Origin of the sequence: Streptomyces europaeiscabiei (genome assembly GCF_001550375.1) — a bacterium.
GTDB classification, from domain to species: Bacteria; Actinomycetota; Actinomycetes; order Streptomycetales; family Streptomycetaceae; genus Streptomyces; species Streptomyces europaeiscabiei.
The window spans coordinates 1-17,365 of sequence record NZ_LRTR01000137.1 but is presented as its reverse complement, the minus strand read 5'-3'; the positions used below and the strand labels follow the sequence as shown (position 1 = coordinate 17,365).

15 protein-coding genes are annotated in these 17,365 nt (G+C 71.8%); 12 read left to right on the top strand and 3 right to left on the bottom strand.

Going from position 1 to position 17,365, the window contains the following annotated elements; translation table 11 throughout:
* Positions 1 to 294: 294 nt before the first annotated feature.
* The 6 genes from ureA (at position 295) to cimA (ending at position 6,905) form a co-directional block, all read left to right on the top strand.
* Entirely contained in the window at positions 295 to 975 is a 681-nt protein-coding gene (ureA, locus tag AWZ10_RS06485; RefSeq protein ID WP_046708322.1) for an urease subunit gamma, read from the top strand.
* Positions 972 to 2,651 (top strand): urease subunit alpha, encoded by a 1,680-nt coding sequence (locus AWZ10_RS06480; protein WP_060890635.1) that lies wholly within the window; start codon positions 972 to 974, stop codon positions 2,649 to 2,651. Before ureA ends, AWZ10_RS06480 begins: the two co-directional genes overlap by 4 nt.
* A 12-nt stretch (positions 2,652 to 2,663) precedes the next feature.
* Entirely contained in the window at positions 2,664 to 3,752 is a 1,089-nt protein-coding gene (locus tag AWZ10_RS06475; protein WP_060890634.1) for an agmatine deiminase family protein, read from the top strand.
* Between the two features lie 110 nt (positions 3,753 to 3,862).
* Entirely contained in the window at positions 3,863 to 4,399 is a 537-nt protein-coding gene (locus tag AWZ10_RS06470) for a TetR/AcrR family transcriptional regulator (RefSeq protein ID WP_046708333.1), read from the top strand.
* Between the two features lie 386 nt (positions 4,400 to 4,785).
* Positions 4,786 to 4,965, top strand: a complete 180-nt coding sequence (locus AWZ10_RS06465; RefSeq protein ID WP_046708319.1) for a hypothetical protein — start codon at positions 4,786 to 4,788, stop codon at positions 4,963 to 4,965.
* Positions 4,966 to 5,300: 335 nt separating this feature from the next.
* Positions 5,301 to 6,905 carry a citramalate synthase gene (cimA, locus tag AWZ10_RS06460; RefSeq protein ID WP_046708318.1) on the top strand — a complete coding sequence of 535 codons (1,605 nt, stop codon included), beginning with the start codon at positions 5,301 to 5,303 and terminating at the stop codon, positions 6,903 to 6,905.
* 106 nt (positions 6,906 to 7,011) lie between these two features.
* On the opposite strand, the gene AWZ10_RS06455 is transcribed toward cimA, so the two are convergent.
* Positions 7,012 to 7,545, bottom strand: a complete 534-nt coding sequence (locus AWZ10_RS06455) for a hypothetical protein (RefSeq protein WP_244172417.1) — start codon at positions 7,543 to 7,545, stop codon at positions 7,012 to 7,014.
* 446 nt (positions 7,546 to 7,991) lie between these two features.
* Between AWZ10_RS06455 and AWZ10_RS06450 the strand changes: the two genes are divergently transcribed.
* Positions 7,992 to 9,356 (top strand): hypothetical protein, encoded by a 1,365-nt coding sequence (locus AWZ10_RS06450; protein WP_060890633.1) that lies wholly within the window; start codon positions 7,992 to 7,994, stop codon positions 9,354 to 9,356.
* A gap of 86 nt (positions 9,357 to 9,442) precedes the next feature.
* Here AWZ10_RS06450 and AWZ10_RS06445 read toward each other — a convergent pair whose 3' ends face one another.
* Positions 9,443 to 10,228, bottom strand: a complete 786-nt coding sequence (locus AWZ10_RS06445) for a S1 family peptidase (protein WP_046704334.1) — start codon at positions 10,226 to 10,228, stop codon at positions 9,443 to 9,445.
* A gap of 253 nt (positions 10,229 to 10,481) precedes the next feature.
* Here AWZ10_RS06445 and AWZ10_RS06440 point away from each other — a divergent pair, with 253 nt between their 5' ends.
* Positions 10,482 to 11,357, top strand: coding sequence for an aminoglycoside phosphotransferase family protein (locus AWZ10_RS06440; RefSeq protein ID WP_060890632.1), 876 nt, complete (start codon positions 10,482 to 10,484; stop codon positions 11,355 to 11,357).
* Between the two features lie 38 nt (positions 11,358 to 11,395).
* Positions 11,396 to 12,052 (top strand): YdeI/OmpD-associated family protein, encoded by a 657-nt coding sequence (locus tag AWZ10_RS06435; RefSeq protein ID WP_079104302.1) that lies wholly within the window; start codon positions 11,396 to 11,398, stop codon positions 12,050 to 12,052.
* Between the two features lie 266 nt (positions 12,053 to 12,318).
* Here the strand turns inward: AWZ10_RS06435 and AWZ10_RS06425 are convergent, their stop codons facing one another.
* Positions 12,319 to 12,927, bottom strand: coding sequence for a YceI family protein (locus tag AWZ10_RS06425; RefSeq protein WP_046704330.1), 609 nt, complete (start codon positions 12,925 to 12,927; stop codon positions 12,319 to 12,321).
* A 147-nt stretch (positions 12,928 to 13,074) separates the two neighbouring features.
* Here AWZ10_RS06425 and AWZ10_RS06420 point away from each other — a divergent pair, with 147 nt between their 5' ends.
* The 3 genes from AWZ10_RS06420 to AWZ10_RS47300 form a co-directional block, all read left to right on the top strand.
* Positions 13,075 to 15,432, top strand: coding sequence for a polysaccharide lyase 8 family protein (locus AWZ10_RS06420; RefSeq protein WP_060890631.1), 2,358 nt, complete (start codon positions 13,075 to 13,077; stop codon positions 15,430 to 15,432).
* A 164-nt stretch (positions 15,433 to 15,596) separates the two neighbouring features.
* Positions 15,597 to 17,180, top strand: a complete 1,584-nt coding sequence (locus tag AWZ10_RS06415; protein WP_046704328.1) for an acyl-CoA carboxylase subunit beta — start codon at positions 15,597 to 15,599, stop codon at positions 17,178 to 17,180.
* Positions 17,181 to 17,237: 57 nt separating this feature from the next.
* On the top strand, positions 17,238 to 17,365 hold a 128-nt coding region (locus tag AWZ10_RS47300; RefSeq protein WP_079104301.1), incomplete at its 3' end, for an acyl-CoA carboxylase epsilon subunit.

The window sequence follows — 17,365 nt, the reverse complement described above, 5'->3', positions numbered from 1 at the left end:
GGCCCCGGCGCCGGGCCGCCCTCGCCATGGCGGCGCTGTCGCTCACCGCGCTCCTGGGCGGGGCCCTGACCTCGGGCGCGCTCACCGAGGACGAGGAGGTGCGGGAGACGCGGACCGTGTACGACGCTTCCCGCGACCATTAGAACGTCACTCGAATCGCCGCCCCTGGTGTTGTCTGCCGTGGGCCCGAAGCTGTCCACCTGGAGTCTCATCCTCCGGCCGCATCTTCCGCTTTCTTGCGAACCACGTTTAGAGTGACGCTCTAAGTCTTGGATCGCAAGGAGGTGTCGTGGCATGCGACTGACCCCCACCGAGCGCGACCGTCTGCTCCTCTTCGGCGCCGCCGAGCTGGCCCGGGCGCGTCGTGCGCGCGGCCTGCGGCTGAACGTGCCCGAGGCGACCGCGCTCGTCGCGGACGCCGTGTGCGAGGCGGCGCGGGACGGGCTGCGGCTCGCCGAGGCCATCGACCGGGCACGGAGCCTGCTCGGCCCCGGCGACGTGCTGCCGGGCGTCGCGGACGTCGTCAGGGAGGTACATGTCGAGGCGGTGTTCGAGGACGGGTCACGGCTGGCCGTCGTCTCCGACCCGATCGGCGGTGCACCAGGGGATCCCGCCCCTGGTGCGCTCCTGCCGGGCCCGGCGCACCGCGACCCGGAGGCCGTCGTGCGGCTGACGGTCACCAACACCGCCGCTGTGCCCGTCTCCGTCACCTCCCACTTCCACTTCTTCGAGGCCAACCCGCGGCTCGACTTCGCGCGGGGCACGGCGTACGGGATGCGGCTCGCGGTCCCCGCCGGGTCGTCGGTGCGGTTCGGGCCGGGGGAGCGCGTCGAGGTCGGGCTCGTGCCGATCGGTGGCGAGCGGATCGCGATCGGGTTCGCCGGTCTCGTCGACGGGGAGCTGGACGCGCCGGGCGCCAAGGAGGAGGCTCTGCACCGGGCCGCCGCCTGCGGATACCTGGGGGCGGACCGATGAACCTCGACCCCCACGCGTACGCCGCCACCCACGGCCCCCGCGCGGGCGACCGGATCCGGCTCGGCGACTCGGGGCTCGTGATCCGGGTCGAGTCGGACTCCCAGCGGTACGGCGACGAGTTCCTGGCCGGCTTCGGGAAGACCGCGCGGGACGGGCTGCACCTCAAGGCGGCCGCCGTCCGGGAGACCTGTGACGTCGTGATCAGCAACGTCGTGGTGATCGACGCGGTGCAGGGCGTCCGGAAGGTGTCGATCGGCATCCGGGAGGGACGGATCAGCGCGATCGGGCGGGCCGGGAACCCCGACACCCTCGACGGGGTCGAGGTGCTCGTCGGCACGGGCACGTCCATCGTCTCCGGCGAGGGGCTGATCGCCACCGCCGGAGCCGTCGACACCCATGTCCATCTGCTGTCCCCCCGGATCATGGAGGCCTCGCTCGCCTCCGGGGTGACGACGATCATCGGGCAGGAGTTCGGGCCGGTGTGGGGCGTCGGGGTCAACTCGCCCTGGGCGCTGCGGCACGCGTTCAACGCGTTCGACGCCTGGCCGGTCAACATCGGCTTCCTCGGCCGGGGTTCCTCGTCCGGCGACGCCCCGCTGGTGGAGGCGCTCGCCGAGGGCGGGGCCTGCGGTTTCAAGGTGCACGAGGACATGGGCGCCCACACCCGCGCGCTGGACACGGCGTTGCGCGTCGCCGAGGAGCACGACGTCCAGGTCGCCCTGCACAGCGACGGACTGAACGAGTGCCTGTCGGTCGAGGACACCCTGCGCGTCCTGGAGGGCCGTACGGTCCACGCCTTCCACATCGAGGGCTGTGGCGGCGGGCATGTGCCGAACGTCCTGAAGATGGCCGGGGTCCCGAACGTCATCGGCTCCTCCACCAACCCCACCCTCCCCTTCGGCCGGGACGCCGTCGCCGAGCACTACGGGATGATCGTCGCCGCCCACGGCCTCAAGACCGACCTGCCCGGCGACGCAGCCCTGGCCCGGGACCGCATCCGCGCCGGGACGATGGGCGCCGAGGACGTCCTGCACGACCTGGGGGCGATCGGTATCACCTCGTCGGACGCGCAGGGGATGGGCCGTGCGGGGGAGACCGTCCGCCGGACCTTCGCGATGGCCGGGAAGATGAAGGCCGAGCTGGGCGCCCCGGACGACGGCCACGACAACGAGCGTGTGCTGCGCTACATCGCCAAGCTGACCGTCAACCCCGCCATCGCCCACGGCCTCGCGCACGAGATCGGCTCGATCGAGGTCGGCAAGCTGGCCGACCTCGTGCTGTGGCGGCCGGAGTACTTCGGGGCCAAGCCCCAGCTCGTGCTCAAGTCCGGCTTCCCCGCCTACGGCGTCGTCGGCGACCCGAACGCGGCCACCGACACCTGCGAACCCCTCGTGATGGGGCCCCAGTTCGGGGCGTACGGCGCCACCCCCGCCGACCTCTCCGTCGCCTTCGTCGCGCGGGCCGCCCTCGACCAGGGCGGCGACTCGATGCCGACCCGGCGTCGCAGGGTCGCCGTGCACGGCACGCGCGGGATAGGCCCGGCCGACCTGCGCCTCAACTCCCGTACCGGATCCGTCGACGTGGACCAGCGCACCGGCCTGGTCACCCTCGACGGCGAACCGCTGCGCTCCGAGCCCGCCGAGTCGGTCTCCCTCAACCGCCTGTACTTCCTCTGAGGAGCCGTCCCCATGACCACACCCGCCGCCGACGGCTTCCGGATGCCGCCCGAGTGGGCTCCCCACGAGCGCACCTGGATGGCATGGCCGGGACCGAACCCGACCTTCGAGGACCCGGCGGACCTCGCGGAATCCCGCCTGGCCTGGGCGTCGGTCGCCCGTGCCGTCCGCCGCTTCGAACCCGTGACCGTGGTGTGCGGGCCGGGGCAGTCTCCGCAGGCGCGCGCCCTGCTCGGCGAGGGTGTCGACACGGTCGAACGGGCGCTGGACGACGCCTGGATGCGGGACATCGGGCCGACCTTCCTCACGGACGGGCGTGCACTCGCCGCCGTCGACTGGACGTTCAACGGCTGGGGTGCCCAGCCCTGGGCCCGCTGGGGGCACGACGCCCGGATCGCCGGGCAGGTGGCGGACCTCGCGGGAGCGCGGAGTTACGCCTCGAAGCTCGTCAACGAGGGCGGGGCGATCCACGTCGACGGCGAGGGCACCGTCCTGCTGACGGAGACCGTGCAGCTCGGCCCGGAGCGCAACCCCGGCTGGACCCGCGAGGAGGTCGAGGCGGAGATCCACGCCCACCTCGGCACCCGCAGGGCGATCTGGCTGCCGCGCGGCCTCACCGGCGACTATCCCCCGTACGGCTTCGGCACGCTCGGCCATGTCGACATCGTGGCGGCCTTCGCCCGCCCCGGCGTGGTCGTGGCCCACTCCCAGCCGGACCCCGCCCACCCCGACCACGAGATCACCCGGGAGATCATCGGCCTGCTCCGGGCCGGGACCGACGCGCGCGGGCGGCGCCTGGAGGTCGTCGAGGTCCCCGCCCCGACCGTGCTGGAGGCGGACGGCCGCTGGGCCGACTACTCCTACATCAACCACTACCTCTGCAACGGCGGCGTCGTCCTCTGCGGCTTCGACGACCCACGCGACGAGATCGCCGCCGGGATCTTCCGCCGGCTGTTCCCGCGGCGGACGGTCACGCTCGTCGACGCCCGCACGATCTTCGCGGGCGGCGGAGGCATCCACTGCATCACCCAGCAGCAGCCCAGGACGACGTACCACCCGGCAGCGGCGCAGGAGGCGCGTCAGGTAGAAACGTACGGATGACCACGCCACCGCCGCCACCGCCCCCACCGTCCCCGGCCGCGCACGGCCGCCCGGGCACCGCCCGTCGCCGCAACAGCGCCCCGCCGCGCGAGGACGTGCTCGGCGCCGCCATGGGCATGATCGCCGAGCGGGGCCTGGAGAAGCTCACCATGGCGGCGCTCGGCCGGGAGGTCGGCATGAGCAGCGGCCATCTCCTCTACTACTTCCACTCCAAGGACGAGCTGCTGCTGCGGACCCTGGAGTGGAGCGAGGGCCGGCTCGGCGCGGAGCGCGCCCGGCTGCTCACCCGCACGGGCACCGCCCGCGAGCGGCTGGCGGCCTACGTCGACCTGTATGTGCCCGACGGTCACCGCGACCCGCACTGGACACTCTGGCTGGAGGTCTGGAACCGCTCGCAGAACGCCGACGACGACGCCCGCGACCGCCAGGCCGCCATCGAGGGCGCCTGGCACCGCGACCTGGTGGCCCTGCTCGCGGAGGGCGTGTCGAAGGGGGAGTTCCGCGCGGTCGACCCGGACCGCTTCGCCGCCCGGCTGCGGGCCCTGCTCGACGGCTTCTCGATCCATGTGGCCATCGGGCTGCGCGGGACGGACCGCGCCCAGATCCTGGCCCACGTGCGGGAGTTCCTCGACGAGTCACTGGGCTGAGCCGTGGCCGGGTCCTGCCTGGCCAGGACGACAGCGCACCGCCCCCGCGCACCGGTCCGTGACTACGACCGTTACGACCACGACCGTTACCGCGCTCCCGGGTGCCCCCGCCCGTCACGGCTGCGAGTCCCCGAAGCTGTCGGTCACGGCGACGGACGGACGGTCGTCTTCGAGTCCCCGGACACCCGTCCGATCCCTGACGGCAGGAACGACCGGAACGACCGGGACGGTAGGAACGACAGGGACGGTAGGAACGACAGGGACGGTAGGAACGACAGGGACGGTAGGGACCGCAGGTGTTCGCGCACACCAGGCCCCACCGGCTGGAACCGGCGACTGCACGCCGCCCACGGCCCGGGCGGCCGGTACGCCTCGGATTACCCGGTGTGTCTGCGGGACCCGACGAGGGCACCACCGTCCTGCTCACCCCGGACACCACCGGTGGCACGGCCACGGCGTACGTCGAGCCGGGCAGGATCGCGAACGGTGGCGGTCCGGTCGCCTCCGAGTCCCGGGACCCGGCACTGATCCCGGCGGGCGACACCCGCGACGCCCGGGAGGTCTAAGTACGCCGCACGCGGTGACCGCACGGTGATCAGCGCGCTGTTCGCATCCTGAGACGGACGGTGAGCACGGGACCGGTCTGTGCCAGACTTCCCCCGTGCTCTCGTTCGCCACGATTATTGGCAGCAGGCGCGCCGGTCCGCAGTGACCGCCACGTACGACCAGGTACAGGCGGCCACCGTTGTTCTCGACCCGCGCGCAGACCTCTCGCACCCGCGAGGGGTTTTTCGCTTTTCTGGCCCACCTTCAGCCGGGAGCGCAGCGCGAGGGATCATTGGAGGACGGTGGAGCCGGTCATTCCGGTACGACCGAGATCCAACACAGGAGCCTTGAGACCATGACGGAAACCAGCGAGCTGGACGACTCGTTCCACGTCTTCGACACCACCCTGCGCGACGGCGCCCAGCGCGAGGGCATCAACCTCACGGTCGCGGACAAGCTGGCCATCGCACGGCACCTGGACGACTTCGGCGTCGGCTTCATCGAGGGCGGCTGGCCGGGCGCGAACCCACGCGACACCGAGTTCTTCGCCCGCGCGCAGAAGGAGATCGACTTCAAGCACGCCCAGCTGGTCGCCTTCGGCGCGACCCGCCGCGCGGGTGGCAAGGCGAGCGAGGACCCGCAGGTCAAGGCCCTCCTGGACTCCGGTGCCCCGGTCATCACCCTCGTCGCCAAGTCCCACGACCGGCATGTCGAGCTGGCGCTGCGCACCACCCTCGACGAGAACCTGGAGATGGTCCGCGACACCGTCGCCCACCTCCATGAGCAGGGCCGCCGGGTCTTCCTCGACTGCGAGCACTTCTTCGACGGCTACCGCGCCAACCCCGAGTACGCCAAGGCCGTCGTCCGCACCGCCGCCGAGGCCGGCGCCGACGTGGTGATCCTCTGCGACACCAACGGAGGCATGCTCCCCGCCCAGGTCCAGGCCGTCGTGGCGACCGTCCTCGCCGACACCGGCGCCCGCCTCGGCATCCACGCCCAGGACGACACCGGCTGCGCGGTCGCCAACACCCTGGCCGCCGTCGACGCCGGCGCGACCCACGTCCAGTGCACCGCCAACGGCTACGGCGAACGCGTCGGCAACTCCAACCTCTTCCCGGTCGTCGCCGCCCTGGAGCTGAAGTACGGCAAGAAGGTCCTCCCCGAGGGCGCCCTGCGGGAGATGACGCGGATCTCGCACGCGATCGCCGAGGTCGTCAACCTCACCCCCTCCACCCATCAGCCCTACGTGGGTGTCTCCGCCTTCGCGCACAAGGCCGGCCTGCACGCCTCCGCGATCAAGGTCGACCCGGACCTGTACCAGCACATCGACCCCGAGCAGGTCGGCAACACCATGCGGATGCTGGTCTCCGACATGGCGGGCCGCGCCTCCATCGAGCTCAAGGGCAAGGAGCTGGGCGTCGACCTCGGCGGCGACCGCGAGCTGGTCGGCCGGGTCGTCGAGCGGGTCAAGGAACGCGAGCTGCGCGGCTACACGTACGAGGCGGCCGACGCGAGCTTCGAGATCCTGCTGCGCGACGAGGTCGCGGGCAAGCCGCAACGGTACTTCCGCACCGAGTCCTGGCGGGCCATCGTCGAGGACCGCCCCGACGGCAGCCACGCCAACGAGGCCACCGTCAAGCTGTGGTCCAAGAGCGAGCGCATCGTCGCCACGGCCGAGGGCAACGGCCCCGTCAACGCCCTCGACCGCGCCCTGCGTGTGGCCCTGGAGAAGATCTACCCCCAGCTCGCCAAGCTGGAGCTGGTCGACTACAAGGTCCGCATCCTGGAGGGCAAGCACGGCAGCAACTCAACGACCCGCGTCCTGATCTCCACGACGGACGGCACGGGCGAGTGGTCCACGGTGGGCGTCGCCGACAACGTGATCGCCGCGTCGTGGCAGGCGCTGGAGGACGCGTACACGTACGGGCTGCTGCGGGCGGGTGTGGAGCCGGCGGAGTAGCGCGCCGAGAGTTCGGCGCGCAGGGGGGTGTGCGGTCGGGTGCGGGTGGGTGAGGGCTGGTCGCGTGCTTCCCCGCACCCGACCACGCACCCCTTCGGCGAAGCCGTCAACACGACTTCTCGGCGAGTTCCTCGAACTCCTCAAGGCTCATCGCCCGGTCATCGGCCCACACCTGCCCCGGCTTCAGCCGTCGGAGATCGGCCGTGGTGAACATGACCGTGCCGTTGGCGTCGTCGTCGGTCTGGCCGTAGAAGACGAACCTGTAGGTGTGGCCCGACCGGGGCCGCCGCTCGTCCCCGGCCTCGACCCCCCACGAGGCCGGCGGCGAGAAGAGCGGGAACTCCTCGGCCCCCGACCACTCGCCGGCCGCCTCCCAGACGGTGGTGTCCGCCTCGTCCTCGCTCGGCTCGTCCTCGTGGGCACCGGCCCAGCCCGAGAGCGTCGGGTCCTCGTAGGGGTCGTCATCACAGGGCCGGATCAGCACCAGAGGCACCCCGTCCGCGTCCGCCGTCACGGCTGCGAGCGGTAGTTCGAGCGCCACACAACCGCTCAACAGCACCGCCCCGGCCGCCGCGCCCGTCACCGCGAGAACTCTCTTCAGCATCGCGCTCGCCCCCGTCTCTCTGTCGCCCAACGTCATCAGTCCCCCTCTCGAACGGTTGTACAGGCGTTTTGGCGGCCGCCCAAGTCGACGGTCGGCTCCCATCAAGTCACAAATGGAACAAGGGAGTTGAGTGTGGCCACCGGACCCGGCCGAGCGGGGGAGGGAAGTCGACGCGGAACCGAGGTGCGTCGTCGCCCCGCTCGGTCGCCCCGCTGTCCGGTCCGCTCCCGCCGCCGTTCGCTCCCACGGCCACGGCGGCCGCACCGGCGCGGGTGACCACCGACGCCACCACCTGGGCCCACCTCCGGGTCACGTCACCGGCACGGTCGGCGGACCCGTCACCGCGGCGTACCGGACGACGACCGACGCCGACCTCCGACGCCGACCTCCGACGCCGACCTCCGACACCGACCACCGACGCCGCCCACACCCCGGCCGCCCCGATCGTCCGTTTTCACGCCGATCGAGGTAGCTTCGAAGGTATGAAAGGCGCACCGGTCCGACGTCTGTTCCGCCTCCTCATGATGCCGTTCGCGGCGATGGCGCTCGCGGCCCTGGCGGTGCTGTCCGTCGGCGCGCCGGGCGCGTACGCGGCCACCGACCTCACGACGGTGGCCGAGGCCCTGCGCGAGAGCCCCGTCTACGTCGACCCGGCCGCCTCCGACCTGCTCTCCTCGGCGGACGCCGAGGCTCTCGCCGACAAGATCGAGGACGCCGACGAGCCGGTCTTCGTGGCGGTCCTCCCGGCCGGATACCCGACCCAGGACCTCTTCCGGAACCTCCGCACCGAGACCGGCGTGAGCGGCCTCTACGCCGTCCGCCTCGGTGACCGCTTCGACGCCCGCGCCGACAGCGATGTGCTGAGCCGGCAGGCCGTGGCGAACCTGGTCTCGGCGGTGCAGGGCACCGGTGACCCGAAGGCCCAGCTCAACGACTTCGTGGACGACGCCCTGCGCAGCAACCCCGGCGGCACGGCCCCGGCCGGCTGGAGCGACGAAGGTGACGGGGGCGTGGACGCCGGTGCCCTGGCGGCGGCGGGCGCGGTCGTGGTGGCGGGCGGCGTGGGCGCGTACGCGCTGGTGCGCCGGAGCCGCCGGAAGAAGGAGGAGGAACGCCGCGAGGCGCTGGCCAGGCTCGCCGTCGTGGTGGACGAGGACATCACGGCCTTCGGCGAGGAACTGGACCACCTGGACTTCCACCCCGCCGAGGCGGGCGCGGACGACACGATGCGCGCCGACTACGAACGGGCCCTGGACGCGTACGAGAAGGCCAAGTCGCTCATGGCGGCGGCCACCCGCCCCGAGGAGGTCCGCGCGGTCACGCAGACCCTGGAGGACGGCCGCTTCTCCCTCGCCCAGCTCGCCGCCCGCAGGGAGGGCCGCCCCCTCCCCGAACGCCGGGCCCCCTGCTTCTTCGACCCCCGCCACGGCCCCTCGGTCGCGGACGTCCTGTGGACCCCGGGCGTCGGCACCGAACGCGAGGTCCCGGTCTGCGCCGCCGACCGGGCACGCCTCGCCGACGGTCAGGACCCCATGATCCGCGAGGTGGAGACGGCGTCCGGCGGGCGTCGCCCCTACTGGGACGCCGGCCCGGCCTACGGCCCCTGGGCGGGCGGCTACTACGGCGGCGGCCTCCTCCCGGGCCTCCTCGTCGGCACGATGCTCGGCAGCATGATGGCCACCCCGTCCTACGCGGCCATGTACGGCTCCGGTTACGGCGACTTCGGTGCGGCCGCCGGCTACGGGGGCGGCGACGTCTCGGGCGCCGACTTCGACAGTGACGACTTCTCCGGCGGCTTCGGTGGCGGCGACTTCGGGGGCGGCGGGGACTTCAGCGGAGGCTTCTGAGCACGCGGCCCGCCGCGGGCACGGGCACGGGCCCGGCGCGAGAGAACGCCGGGCCCGTGCCGTCGTACGAGGTGGTGCCGGTTCGGTCAGAGAGTGGCCGCGGCCGAGGCGATCTGGGACGCGAAGGTGGAGACCTCGCTGTAGACGCCGGGGGCGTCGGGGCGGGCACAGCCGTCGCCCCAGCTGACTATGCCGACCTGGATCCAGGCATTGGCGTTGTCCCGGCGGAACATCGGGCCGCCGGAGTCGCCCTGGCAGGTGTCGACGCCGCCCGCGTCGTAACCGGCGCAGATCTCCTCGCCGGCGACCAGGCCGCTGTAGATGCCGCCGTAGGCACGGCAGGTCGAGTCATTGATGAACGGCACGGTGGCCTTGAGGAGGTAGCGGGACCCGGCACTGCCCTCCCGGGTGGCGCCCCAGCCGGCGACGGTGAAGTTGCCGGTGTTGTACTGCGTGGTGGTGGCGATCTTCAGGGTCGGAAGGTTGATCGGCTGGGCGAGCTTGATGAGCGCCCAGTCCTTGCCGGTGCCGTTGTAGCCGGGGGCCTGGAGCACCTTGGTGGAGCGGACCTGGATCCGGCCGCTGGTGTTCTGGAGGTCCACGACGCCGGCGGTCGCCGTGATGCCGGTGTTGTTGCCGGAGCCGCTCACGCAGTGCGCGGCGGTGAGCACGATCTGCTGGGTGTACAGCGATCCGCCACAGCCCATCGACAACCGGACCATGAACGGGAACTCGCCCTGTGCGGCGCGCGTTCCGCCGACCACCGGCGCAGGCGCGGCCTCGGCCGCCGACACGGGCTGCAGACTGGCGATCGCGAGCGCGGCGGCACCGACAGCCGCACATCTCTTCAGAGCGGTGATGAGTCGCTTCAACGTGATGCCTTCCGTGGGGGGTTGACATGCGATGGCTCGTGCAACCGAAACGCAGACATGACATAGGCATGCCAACACGACGGCAAGAAATCAGCCTTGATGGCATGCCCAGGTCAATTTCTGTTGCAGGATTATGAGAACGCCGAAAGCCCCCACACAAGAGGCGTGAATCAGCCAGCTTCACTTCCGGCCCACGCACCACTCCCGCGAAAAGGCCGTGCGGCGGCGTCGAGGGAGCGCGCACACTGACCCGGTGATCGACATCACCCCGGACCTCGTACGCGCCCTGATCTCGGCCCAGTTCCCCGATTGGAGCGAGCTGCCCGTCCGGCCCGTCGACCGGCAGGGCTGGGACAACCGCACTTTCAGACTCGGCGACGAGCTGACGGTCCGGCTGCCGAGCGCCGAGGGCTATGCGGCCGCGGTGGCGAAGGAGGACCGCTGTCTGCCCGCGCTGGCCCGGCACCTGCCGGTGCCCGTGCCGGAGCCGGTCGCCGCCGGGAGGCCGGGGGAGGGCTACCCGTTCTCGTGGTCGGTGCGGCGGTGGCTCCCCGGGGACACGGTCGAGGTCGCGGCGGGCGTCGACCGCACGCGACTGGCCCGCGATCTCGGCGCCTTCCTGGGCGAACTGCGCAGGGCCCCGCTCGGCCGGGGTCCGGCGGCCGGGCGGCACTCGTACTTCCGCGGCTGCCATCCCAGCGTGTACGGCGACGAGGTCGAAGCGGCCCTGGAGCGGCTGGCGGGCCTGGACGACGTCGCCGCCTGCCGTGCCGTCTGGGCGGACGCGCTGACGTCGGCCTGGCCGTCGCCGCCGACGTGGTTCCACGGTGATGTCGCCGTCGGGAACCTCCTCGCCACGGACGGCACCCTCTGCGCCGTCATCGACTTCGGCTCCTCCGGCGTCGGCGACCCCGCCTGTGACCTCGTCATCGCCTGGAACCACTTCACCGGCGAGGAACGGAAGGCCTTCCGCGAGGCCGTCGGCCTGCCCGACGACGCATGGCGCCGGGCACGCGGCTGGGCGCTGTGGAAGGCGCTGGTGAGCACGGCGGGGCTGTCCAGCCCCGACCCGGAGGGGCGGCAGCGCCGGGTGCTCGATCAGGTGCTGGACGACGCGGTCGTCGTATAGGACAAGAACCGACCTACATCGGGTCTACCGTGCGGAGCATGACCACTCCCGAGGGCCCGACTTCCGAAGGCACCACCCCCGAGGTCACGACTCCCGAGGTCACGACTCCCGAGGTCACGACTTCCGAAGGCGCGGAGGCCCACGCGTTCCCCGACGCCGGCCGCCTCGATGCCTGGCTGACCGCCCACCCCGCCCCGAGCAGCGGCGGTCTGTGGGTCAAGGTCGCCAAGAAGGGGTCGGGGATTCGTTCGGTCAGCGCCGGTGACGTCAATGACGTGGCCCTCTGCCACGGCTGGATCACGGGCCACCGGCGGCGCCTCGACGAGGCGTACTTCCTGCAGCGGATCACCCCGCGCAGGCCGGGCGGCGACTGGTCGATGGTGAATGTGCGGCGGGTGGGGGAGCTGACCGCCGCCGGCCGGATGCGGGCCGGTGGCCTCGCGGAGGTGGCCGCGGCGCGGGCGGACGGCCGATGGGAGGCGGCGTACGAGTCGCAGAAGAACGCCGTGGTCCCGGAGGATCTCGCGGCCGCGCTGGAGCGCAACCCCCGCGCGAAGGCCGCCTTCGACGGGCTCGGCAGGACGGACCAGTACCTCGCCATGCTCGGGGTGCTGCGGGCCCGTACTCCGCAGAGCCTGGCGGCTCAGGTGGCGGCGGCGGTCGCGAGGCTGGAGGAGGGACGGGTGGCCCGGTGAGGGAGGCGGACGCCCGATGCGCCCGCTCGGTCCCGCGCACGCCTGACGGGCCTCACGGGGTGCCGCGCCTTCGCGCCGAAGCCGAGCAGCATGCCGGCCCCGATGGGCCCCGGGTCCGAGACGACGGCCGAGGGCCGAGGGCCGAGAGGCGCCACGAACCGCTCGATGTGTCCGGACATGCCGAGCACCCGCCCTCCTGATACGGGGAGTCGGAGGGCGGGTGTGCTCAACGGGTGTCGGAACAGCTAGGCGTCGCCGCCGAGGGCTCACGCGTTCCGGATCGCCGAGATGTCGAAGCTCAGCTTGATCTTGTCCGACACCAGGACGCCGCCCGTCTCCAGCGCCGCGTTCCACGTGAGGCCCCACTCGGAGCGCAGGATCTCCGCCTTGCCCTCGAAGCCGACGCGCTCGTTGCCGAAGGGGTCCTTGGCCGCGCCGTTGAACTCCAGGTCGATGGTGAGCGGCCTGGTCGTGCCGAGGATGGAGAGGTCGCCGGTGATGCGGTAGTCGTCGCCGCCGAGGGCCACCGCCTCGGTGGAGCGGAAGGTCATCGTGGGGAACTCCTCCGTCTTGAAGAAGTCCGCGCTCTTCAGGTGACCGTCACGGTCGGCGTTGCCGGTGTCGATGCTCTCCATCTTGACGTCGAGGGAGGCGGTGGACCGGGACGGGTCCGAGCCGTCCAGGTGCAGGCTGCCGGAGAAGTCGAGGAAGCCGCCCTTGACGTTGGTGACCATGGCGTGGCGGGCCGTGAAGCCGATCGTGGTGTGGGACGCGTCGATCGTGTAGTCGCCGGTCAGCGCCGCCAGCTCGGGGTTCACCGCGGAGACGGTGGCGGTGGCGGTCTCGGTGGTCGTGCTGCGGCCGAAGATGCCCATGACGTACTCCTTGAGTGGTGTTGTTCAATGTTCAACGAATCGAACACGGCCCACCGTAGACCTATTCCGTTCAAGTTTCAACCTTATCGATTCGGTGACCGGAGCGTCACGTACTGTTGATCCCGTGGCGGTGAGGTGATAGACGGCATGGGCATGGCCCCCACCCGCCGTACCGTCCTGCTCCTCGCCGCGACCCTGGCGGCGACGACCGCTCCCGCCCCCACCGCGTACGCCGCCGACGCGTACGACACCCTCCGCCGCCGCTGGCTGACCATCGCGCTCGGCGCCGGATACGACCCCGCCGTCGAGCCCTACGCCACCCGCCTGCGCGAGACCGGAGACCTCGCCCACGCCTTCCGCGCGGCCATGGCACCCACCACCGGCTCCCTCTGGCCGGGCCACCCCTTCGACCCGCCCGCCAGGATCACCCAGAGCTACAGCCGCCTGTGGACGATGGCCCAGGCGTACGCGCAGCCGGGCACCGGCTCGACCGGCGACGCCGCCCTCCTCGCGGACGTCCTGCGCGGCCTCGACCACCTCGCCGCGTCGGTCTACAACCCCTCCACCACCCGCTACGGCAACTGGTGGGAGTGGCAGATCGGCAGCCCCCGCCTCCTGCTGGACATCGTCGCCGCCCTGTACGACGAGCTGACGCCGACCCGCAGGGCCGACGCCTGCGCGGCGATCGACCACTTCGTCCCCGACGCGATGCTCCACGAGTACACCGGCACCTCCACGGGCGCCAACCGCGTCGACCTGTGCCGCTCCGTGGCCCTGCGCGGCATCCTCGGCCGTGCCCCCGAGAAGATCGCCCTGGCCCGGGACGCCCTCTCGCCCGTCTTCCCGTATGTCACCCGGGGGGACGGGCCGTACGCCGACGGCTCGTTCGTGCAGCACACCTGGGTGGCCTACTCGGGGACGTACGGACAGGTCCTGCTCGACGGCCTGGGGCGGCTCTTCGCGCTGCTGGCCGGATCCTCCTGGGAGGTGACCGACCCGAACCGGCAGATCGTCCTCGACAGCGTGGAACGGGCGTACGCGCCCCTCATCCATGACGGGCTGGTGATGGACAGCGTCAACGGCCGTGCCATCAGCCGGGGTCACCTGAAGGGCGACGACCGGCACATCATGCGGAGCGACCACTTCCATGGGCAGGGGCTCATCGCCGCGATCGCGCTGCTCGCGCTCGGCGCCACCGCCGGCGAGCGCGAGCGCTGGCACGGGCGGATCAAGGGATGGATCGAACGCGACACGGTCACGCCGATCCTCACGGCTAGGCAGTTCGGCGTCGCGGACCTGGCCCGGCTGCACGCCGTCGCCGCCTCCCCGGTCGCCGCCGCGCCCGAACCCGTCGGCCACCGTCTCTTCGCCGCCATGGACAGAGCCGTCCACCGCCGCCCCGGCTTCACGGTGAACATCGCCATGGCCTCCGACCGCATCGCGCACTACGAGTGCGGCAACGGCGAGAACCCGCGCGGCTGGCACACCGGCGCGGGGCTGACCCTCTGGTGGGCCGCGGACCACGGCGACCAGTACACGGACTGGTTCTGGCCCACCGTCGACTGGTACCGCCTCCCCGGCACGACCGTCTCCACCAAGCGGCTCGCCGACAAGGAGGGCGGCGAATGGGGCGTGCCGAAGCCCGCCGCCCGATGGGTCGGCGGCACCACGGACGGCGAGTACGCGGCGATCGGCCAGCACCTCGAAGGTCTCGGCTCCACCCTCCGGGCCCGCAAGTCCTGGTTCTGCGTCGCCGACGCCGTCGTCTGTCTGGGGTCGGGGATCAGCTGCACCGACGGGGTGCCGGTGGAGACGGTGGTCGACAACCGGAACCTCGGGGAGGCCGACGGCGGCGCCCCCGGGGAGGGCGGAGGCGGAGTCTCCCAGGCTCTCGTACGAGGCCGACGCTGGGCGCACCTGGAAGGCCACGGGGGCTGGATCTTCCCGGACCCCGCGGGCAGCGCCCTGCGCACCCTGCGCGAGGACCGCGCCGGTGCCTGGTCCGACATCAACCTCACCAGCACGGCCGAACGCCGCACCCGGCGCTGGCAGACCGTCTGGCTGGACCACGGCACCGATCCGGTGGACGCCGTCTACGTCTACCTCCTGATGCCCGGAGCGTCCCGCGACGCCGTGGCGGCTCGTGCCGCCGACCGGCACTGGTTGTCGATCCTCGCCAACGACACCACGTGCCAGGCCGTCCACGTCCCCTCGCTCGGTCTGACGGCCGCCAACTTCTGGCAGTCCGCCACGGCGGGCCCGCTGACCGCCTCCGCCGGGGCGAGCGTGCTGCTACGCCGCCGGGGGAGGACCGCTACCCTCTGCGTGAGCGAACCGCCGCGCTCGGGCGAGCCGGTGGAGATCACCTGGCGCGGACCGGTCCGCGAGGTCGTCCGGGCGGACGAAGCGGTCGAGGTGCTGGAGGCGACACGGGGCCGGCTACGGCTCCGGGTCACCCCCGGCAAGGCCTGCGCCACGCACGTCTGTGACCTGACTCTCGTCTGAGCGGCCTGACCGCCTTTGTGTGACTCCTACAAGCTCCACACCCTCTGAGCAGTCGGTTCGCCTGCATGCCGACGAGGTTCTGTTCAGGGGTACCAGGAAAACACGCCGGAGACTGTACGGAGTCGACGGACCGCTTTCCTTGCTCGGCTTCGTAAGGTCGCTACATGACCGTTTTGGATGAGGCACCGGGTGAGCCGACGGACGCACGAGGGCGAGTGGCCGAGCTGCACGAGATCCGTGCCCAGGCGTTGGCCGGCCCCAGCGAGAAGGCGACCGAGGCGCAGCATGCCAAGGGCAAGCTGACCTCCCGGGAGCGCATCGAGCTGCTGCTGGACCCGGGCTCCTTCAACGAGGTCGAGCAGTTGCGGCGGCACCGTGCCACCGGATTCGGTCTGGAGTCCAAGAAGCCGTACACCGACGGTGTCGTCACCGGCTGGGGCACGGTGGAGGGCCGTACGGTCTTCGTCTACGCCCATGATTTCCGCATCTTCGGCGGCGCGCTGGGCGAGGCCCACGCCACGAAGATCCACAAGATCATGGACATGGCCATCGCGGCCGGGGCTCCGCTGGTCTCGCTCAACGACGGCGCGGGCGCCCGTATCCAGGAGGGCGTCTCCGCCCTCGCCGGGTACGGCGGCATCTTCCAGCGCAACACCAGGGCGTCCGGTGTCATCCCGCAGATCAGCGTGATGCTCGGCCCCTGCGCGGGCGGCGCGGCGTACAGCCCCGCCCTCACCGACTTCGTGTTCATGGTCCGCGAGACGTCCCAGATGTTCATCACGGGCCCGGACGTCGTCAAGGCGGTCACCGGCGAGGAGATCACGCAGAACGGCCTCGGCGGCGCGGACGTGCACGCCGAGACCAGCGGCGTGGCCCACTTCGCGTACGACGACGAGGAGACCTGCATCGCCGAGGTGCGCTACCTCCTGTCGATGCTCCCGCAGAACAACCGCGAGAACCCGCCGCGCGTGGAGCCCTCCGACGCGGCGGACCGCCGCGGCGACGTCCTCCTCGACCTGGTCCCGGCCGACGGCAACCGGCCGTACGACATGACCAAGGTCATCGAGGAGCTCGTCGACGACGGCGACTACCTGGAGGTCCACGAGCGCTGGGCCCGCAACATCATCTGCGCGCTGGGCCGTCTCGACGGCCAGGTCGTCGGCATCGTGGCCAACCAGCCGCAGAGCCTCGCGGGCGTCCTGGACATCGAGGCCTCGGAAAAAGCTGCACGTTTTGTCCAGATGTGCGACGCTTTTAACATCCCGATCATCACGCTGCTGGATGTCCCCGGGTTCCTCCCGGGTGTCGACCAGGAGCACGGCGGAATCATCCGCCACGGCGCGAAGCTGTTGTACGCGTACTGCAACGCGACCGTGCCCCGGATCTCCCTCATCCTGCGCAAGGCGTACGGAGGGGCCTACATCGTCATGGACAGCCAGTCCATCGGTGCCGACCTCACGTACGCGTGGCCGACCAACGAGATCGCCGTCATGGGCGCCGAAGGTGCCGCCAACGTCATCTTCCGGCGGCAGATCGCCGAGGCCGAGGACCCCGAGGCGATGCGGGTCCGGATGGTCAAGGAGTACAAGGCCGAACTGATGCACCCGTACTACGCGGCCGAGCGCGGCCTCGTGGACGACGTGATCGACCCCGCCGACACCCGCGCGGTCCTCATCCGCTCCCTCGCGATGCTCCACACCAAGCACGCGGACCTGCCGTCCCGCAAGCACGGCAACCCGCCGCAGTAACCCGCCGGTTCCCTCGCGGTACCCCTGCGGAAACCTCTTCCACGGAGACTGACACCCATGAAGCTGCCTGATATTCGCGTCGAGAAGGGCCACGCCGAGCCCGAGGAAGTGGCCGCGATCACCGCGCTGCTCCTGGCCCGCGCCGCCGCCCAGCCCGTCGAGGCCCCGGCCCACCGAGGCCGCCC

What these genes read in the sequence shown, in the direction of transcription:
- ureA (WP_046708322.1), top strand. Translation starts at nt 295, where the DNA reads ATGCGACTGACCCCCACCGAGCGCGACCGTCTGCTCCTCTTCGGCGCC.
- AWZ10_RS06470 (WP_046708333.1), top strand. Translation starts at nt 3,863, where the DNA reads ATGGGCATGATCGCCGAGCGGGGCCTGGAGAAGCTCACCATGGCGGCG.
- AWZ10_RS06415 (WP_046704328.1), top strand. Translation starts at nt 15,597, where the DNA reads ATGACCGTTTTGGATGAGGCACCGGGTGAGCCGACGGACGCACGAGGG.
- AWZ10_RS06475 (WP_060890634.1), top strand. Translation starts at nt 2,664, where the DNA reads ATGACCACACCCGCCGCCGACGGCTTCCGGATGCCGCCCGAGTGGGCT.
- AWZ10_RS06455 (WP_244172417.1), bottom strand. Translation starts at nt 7,545, where the DNA reads ATGACGTTGGGCGACAGAGAGACGGGGGCGAGCGCGATGCTGAAGAGA.
- AWZ10_RS06450 (WP_060890633.1), top strand. Translation starts at nt 7,992, where the DNA reads ATGAAAGGCGCACCGGTCCGACGTCTGTTCCGCCTCCTCATGATGCCG.
- AWZ10_RS06480 (WP_060890635.1), top strand. Translation starts at nt 972, where the DNA reads ATGAACCTCGACCCCCACGCGTACGCCGCCACCCACGGCCCCCGCGCG.
- AWZ10_RS06420 (WP_060890631.1), top strand. Translation starts at nt 13,075, where the DNA reads ATGGGCATGGCCCCCACCCGCCGTACCGTCCTGCTCCTCGCCGCGACC.
- AWZ10_RS06425 (WP_046704330.1), bottom strand. Translation starts at nt 12,927, where the DNA reads ATGGGCATCTTCGGCCGCAGCACGACCACCGAGACCGCCACCGCCACC.
- cimA (WP_046708318.1), top strand. Translation starts at nt 5,301, where the DNA reads ATGACGGAAACCAGCGAGCTGGACGACTCGTTCCACGTCTTCGACACC.
- AWZ10_RS06435 (WP_079104302.1), top strand. Translation starts at nt 11,396, where the DNA reads ATGACCACTCCCGAGGGCCCGACTTCCGAAGGCACCACCCCCGAGGTC.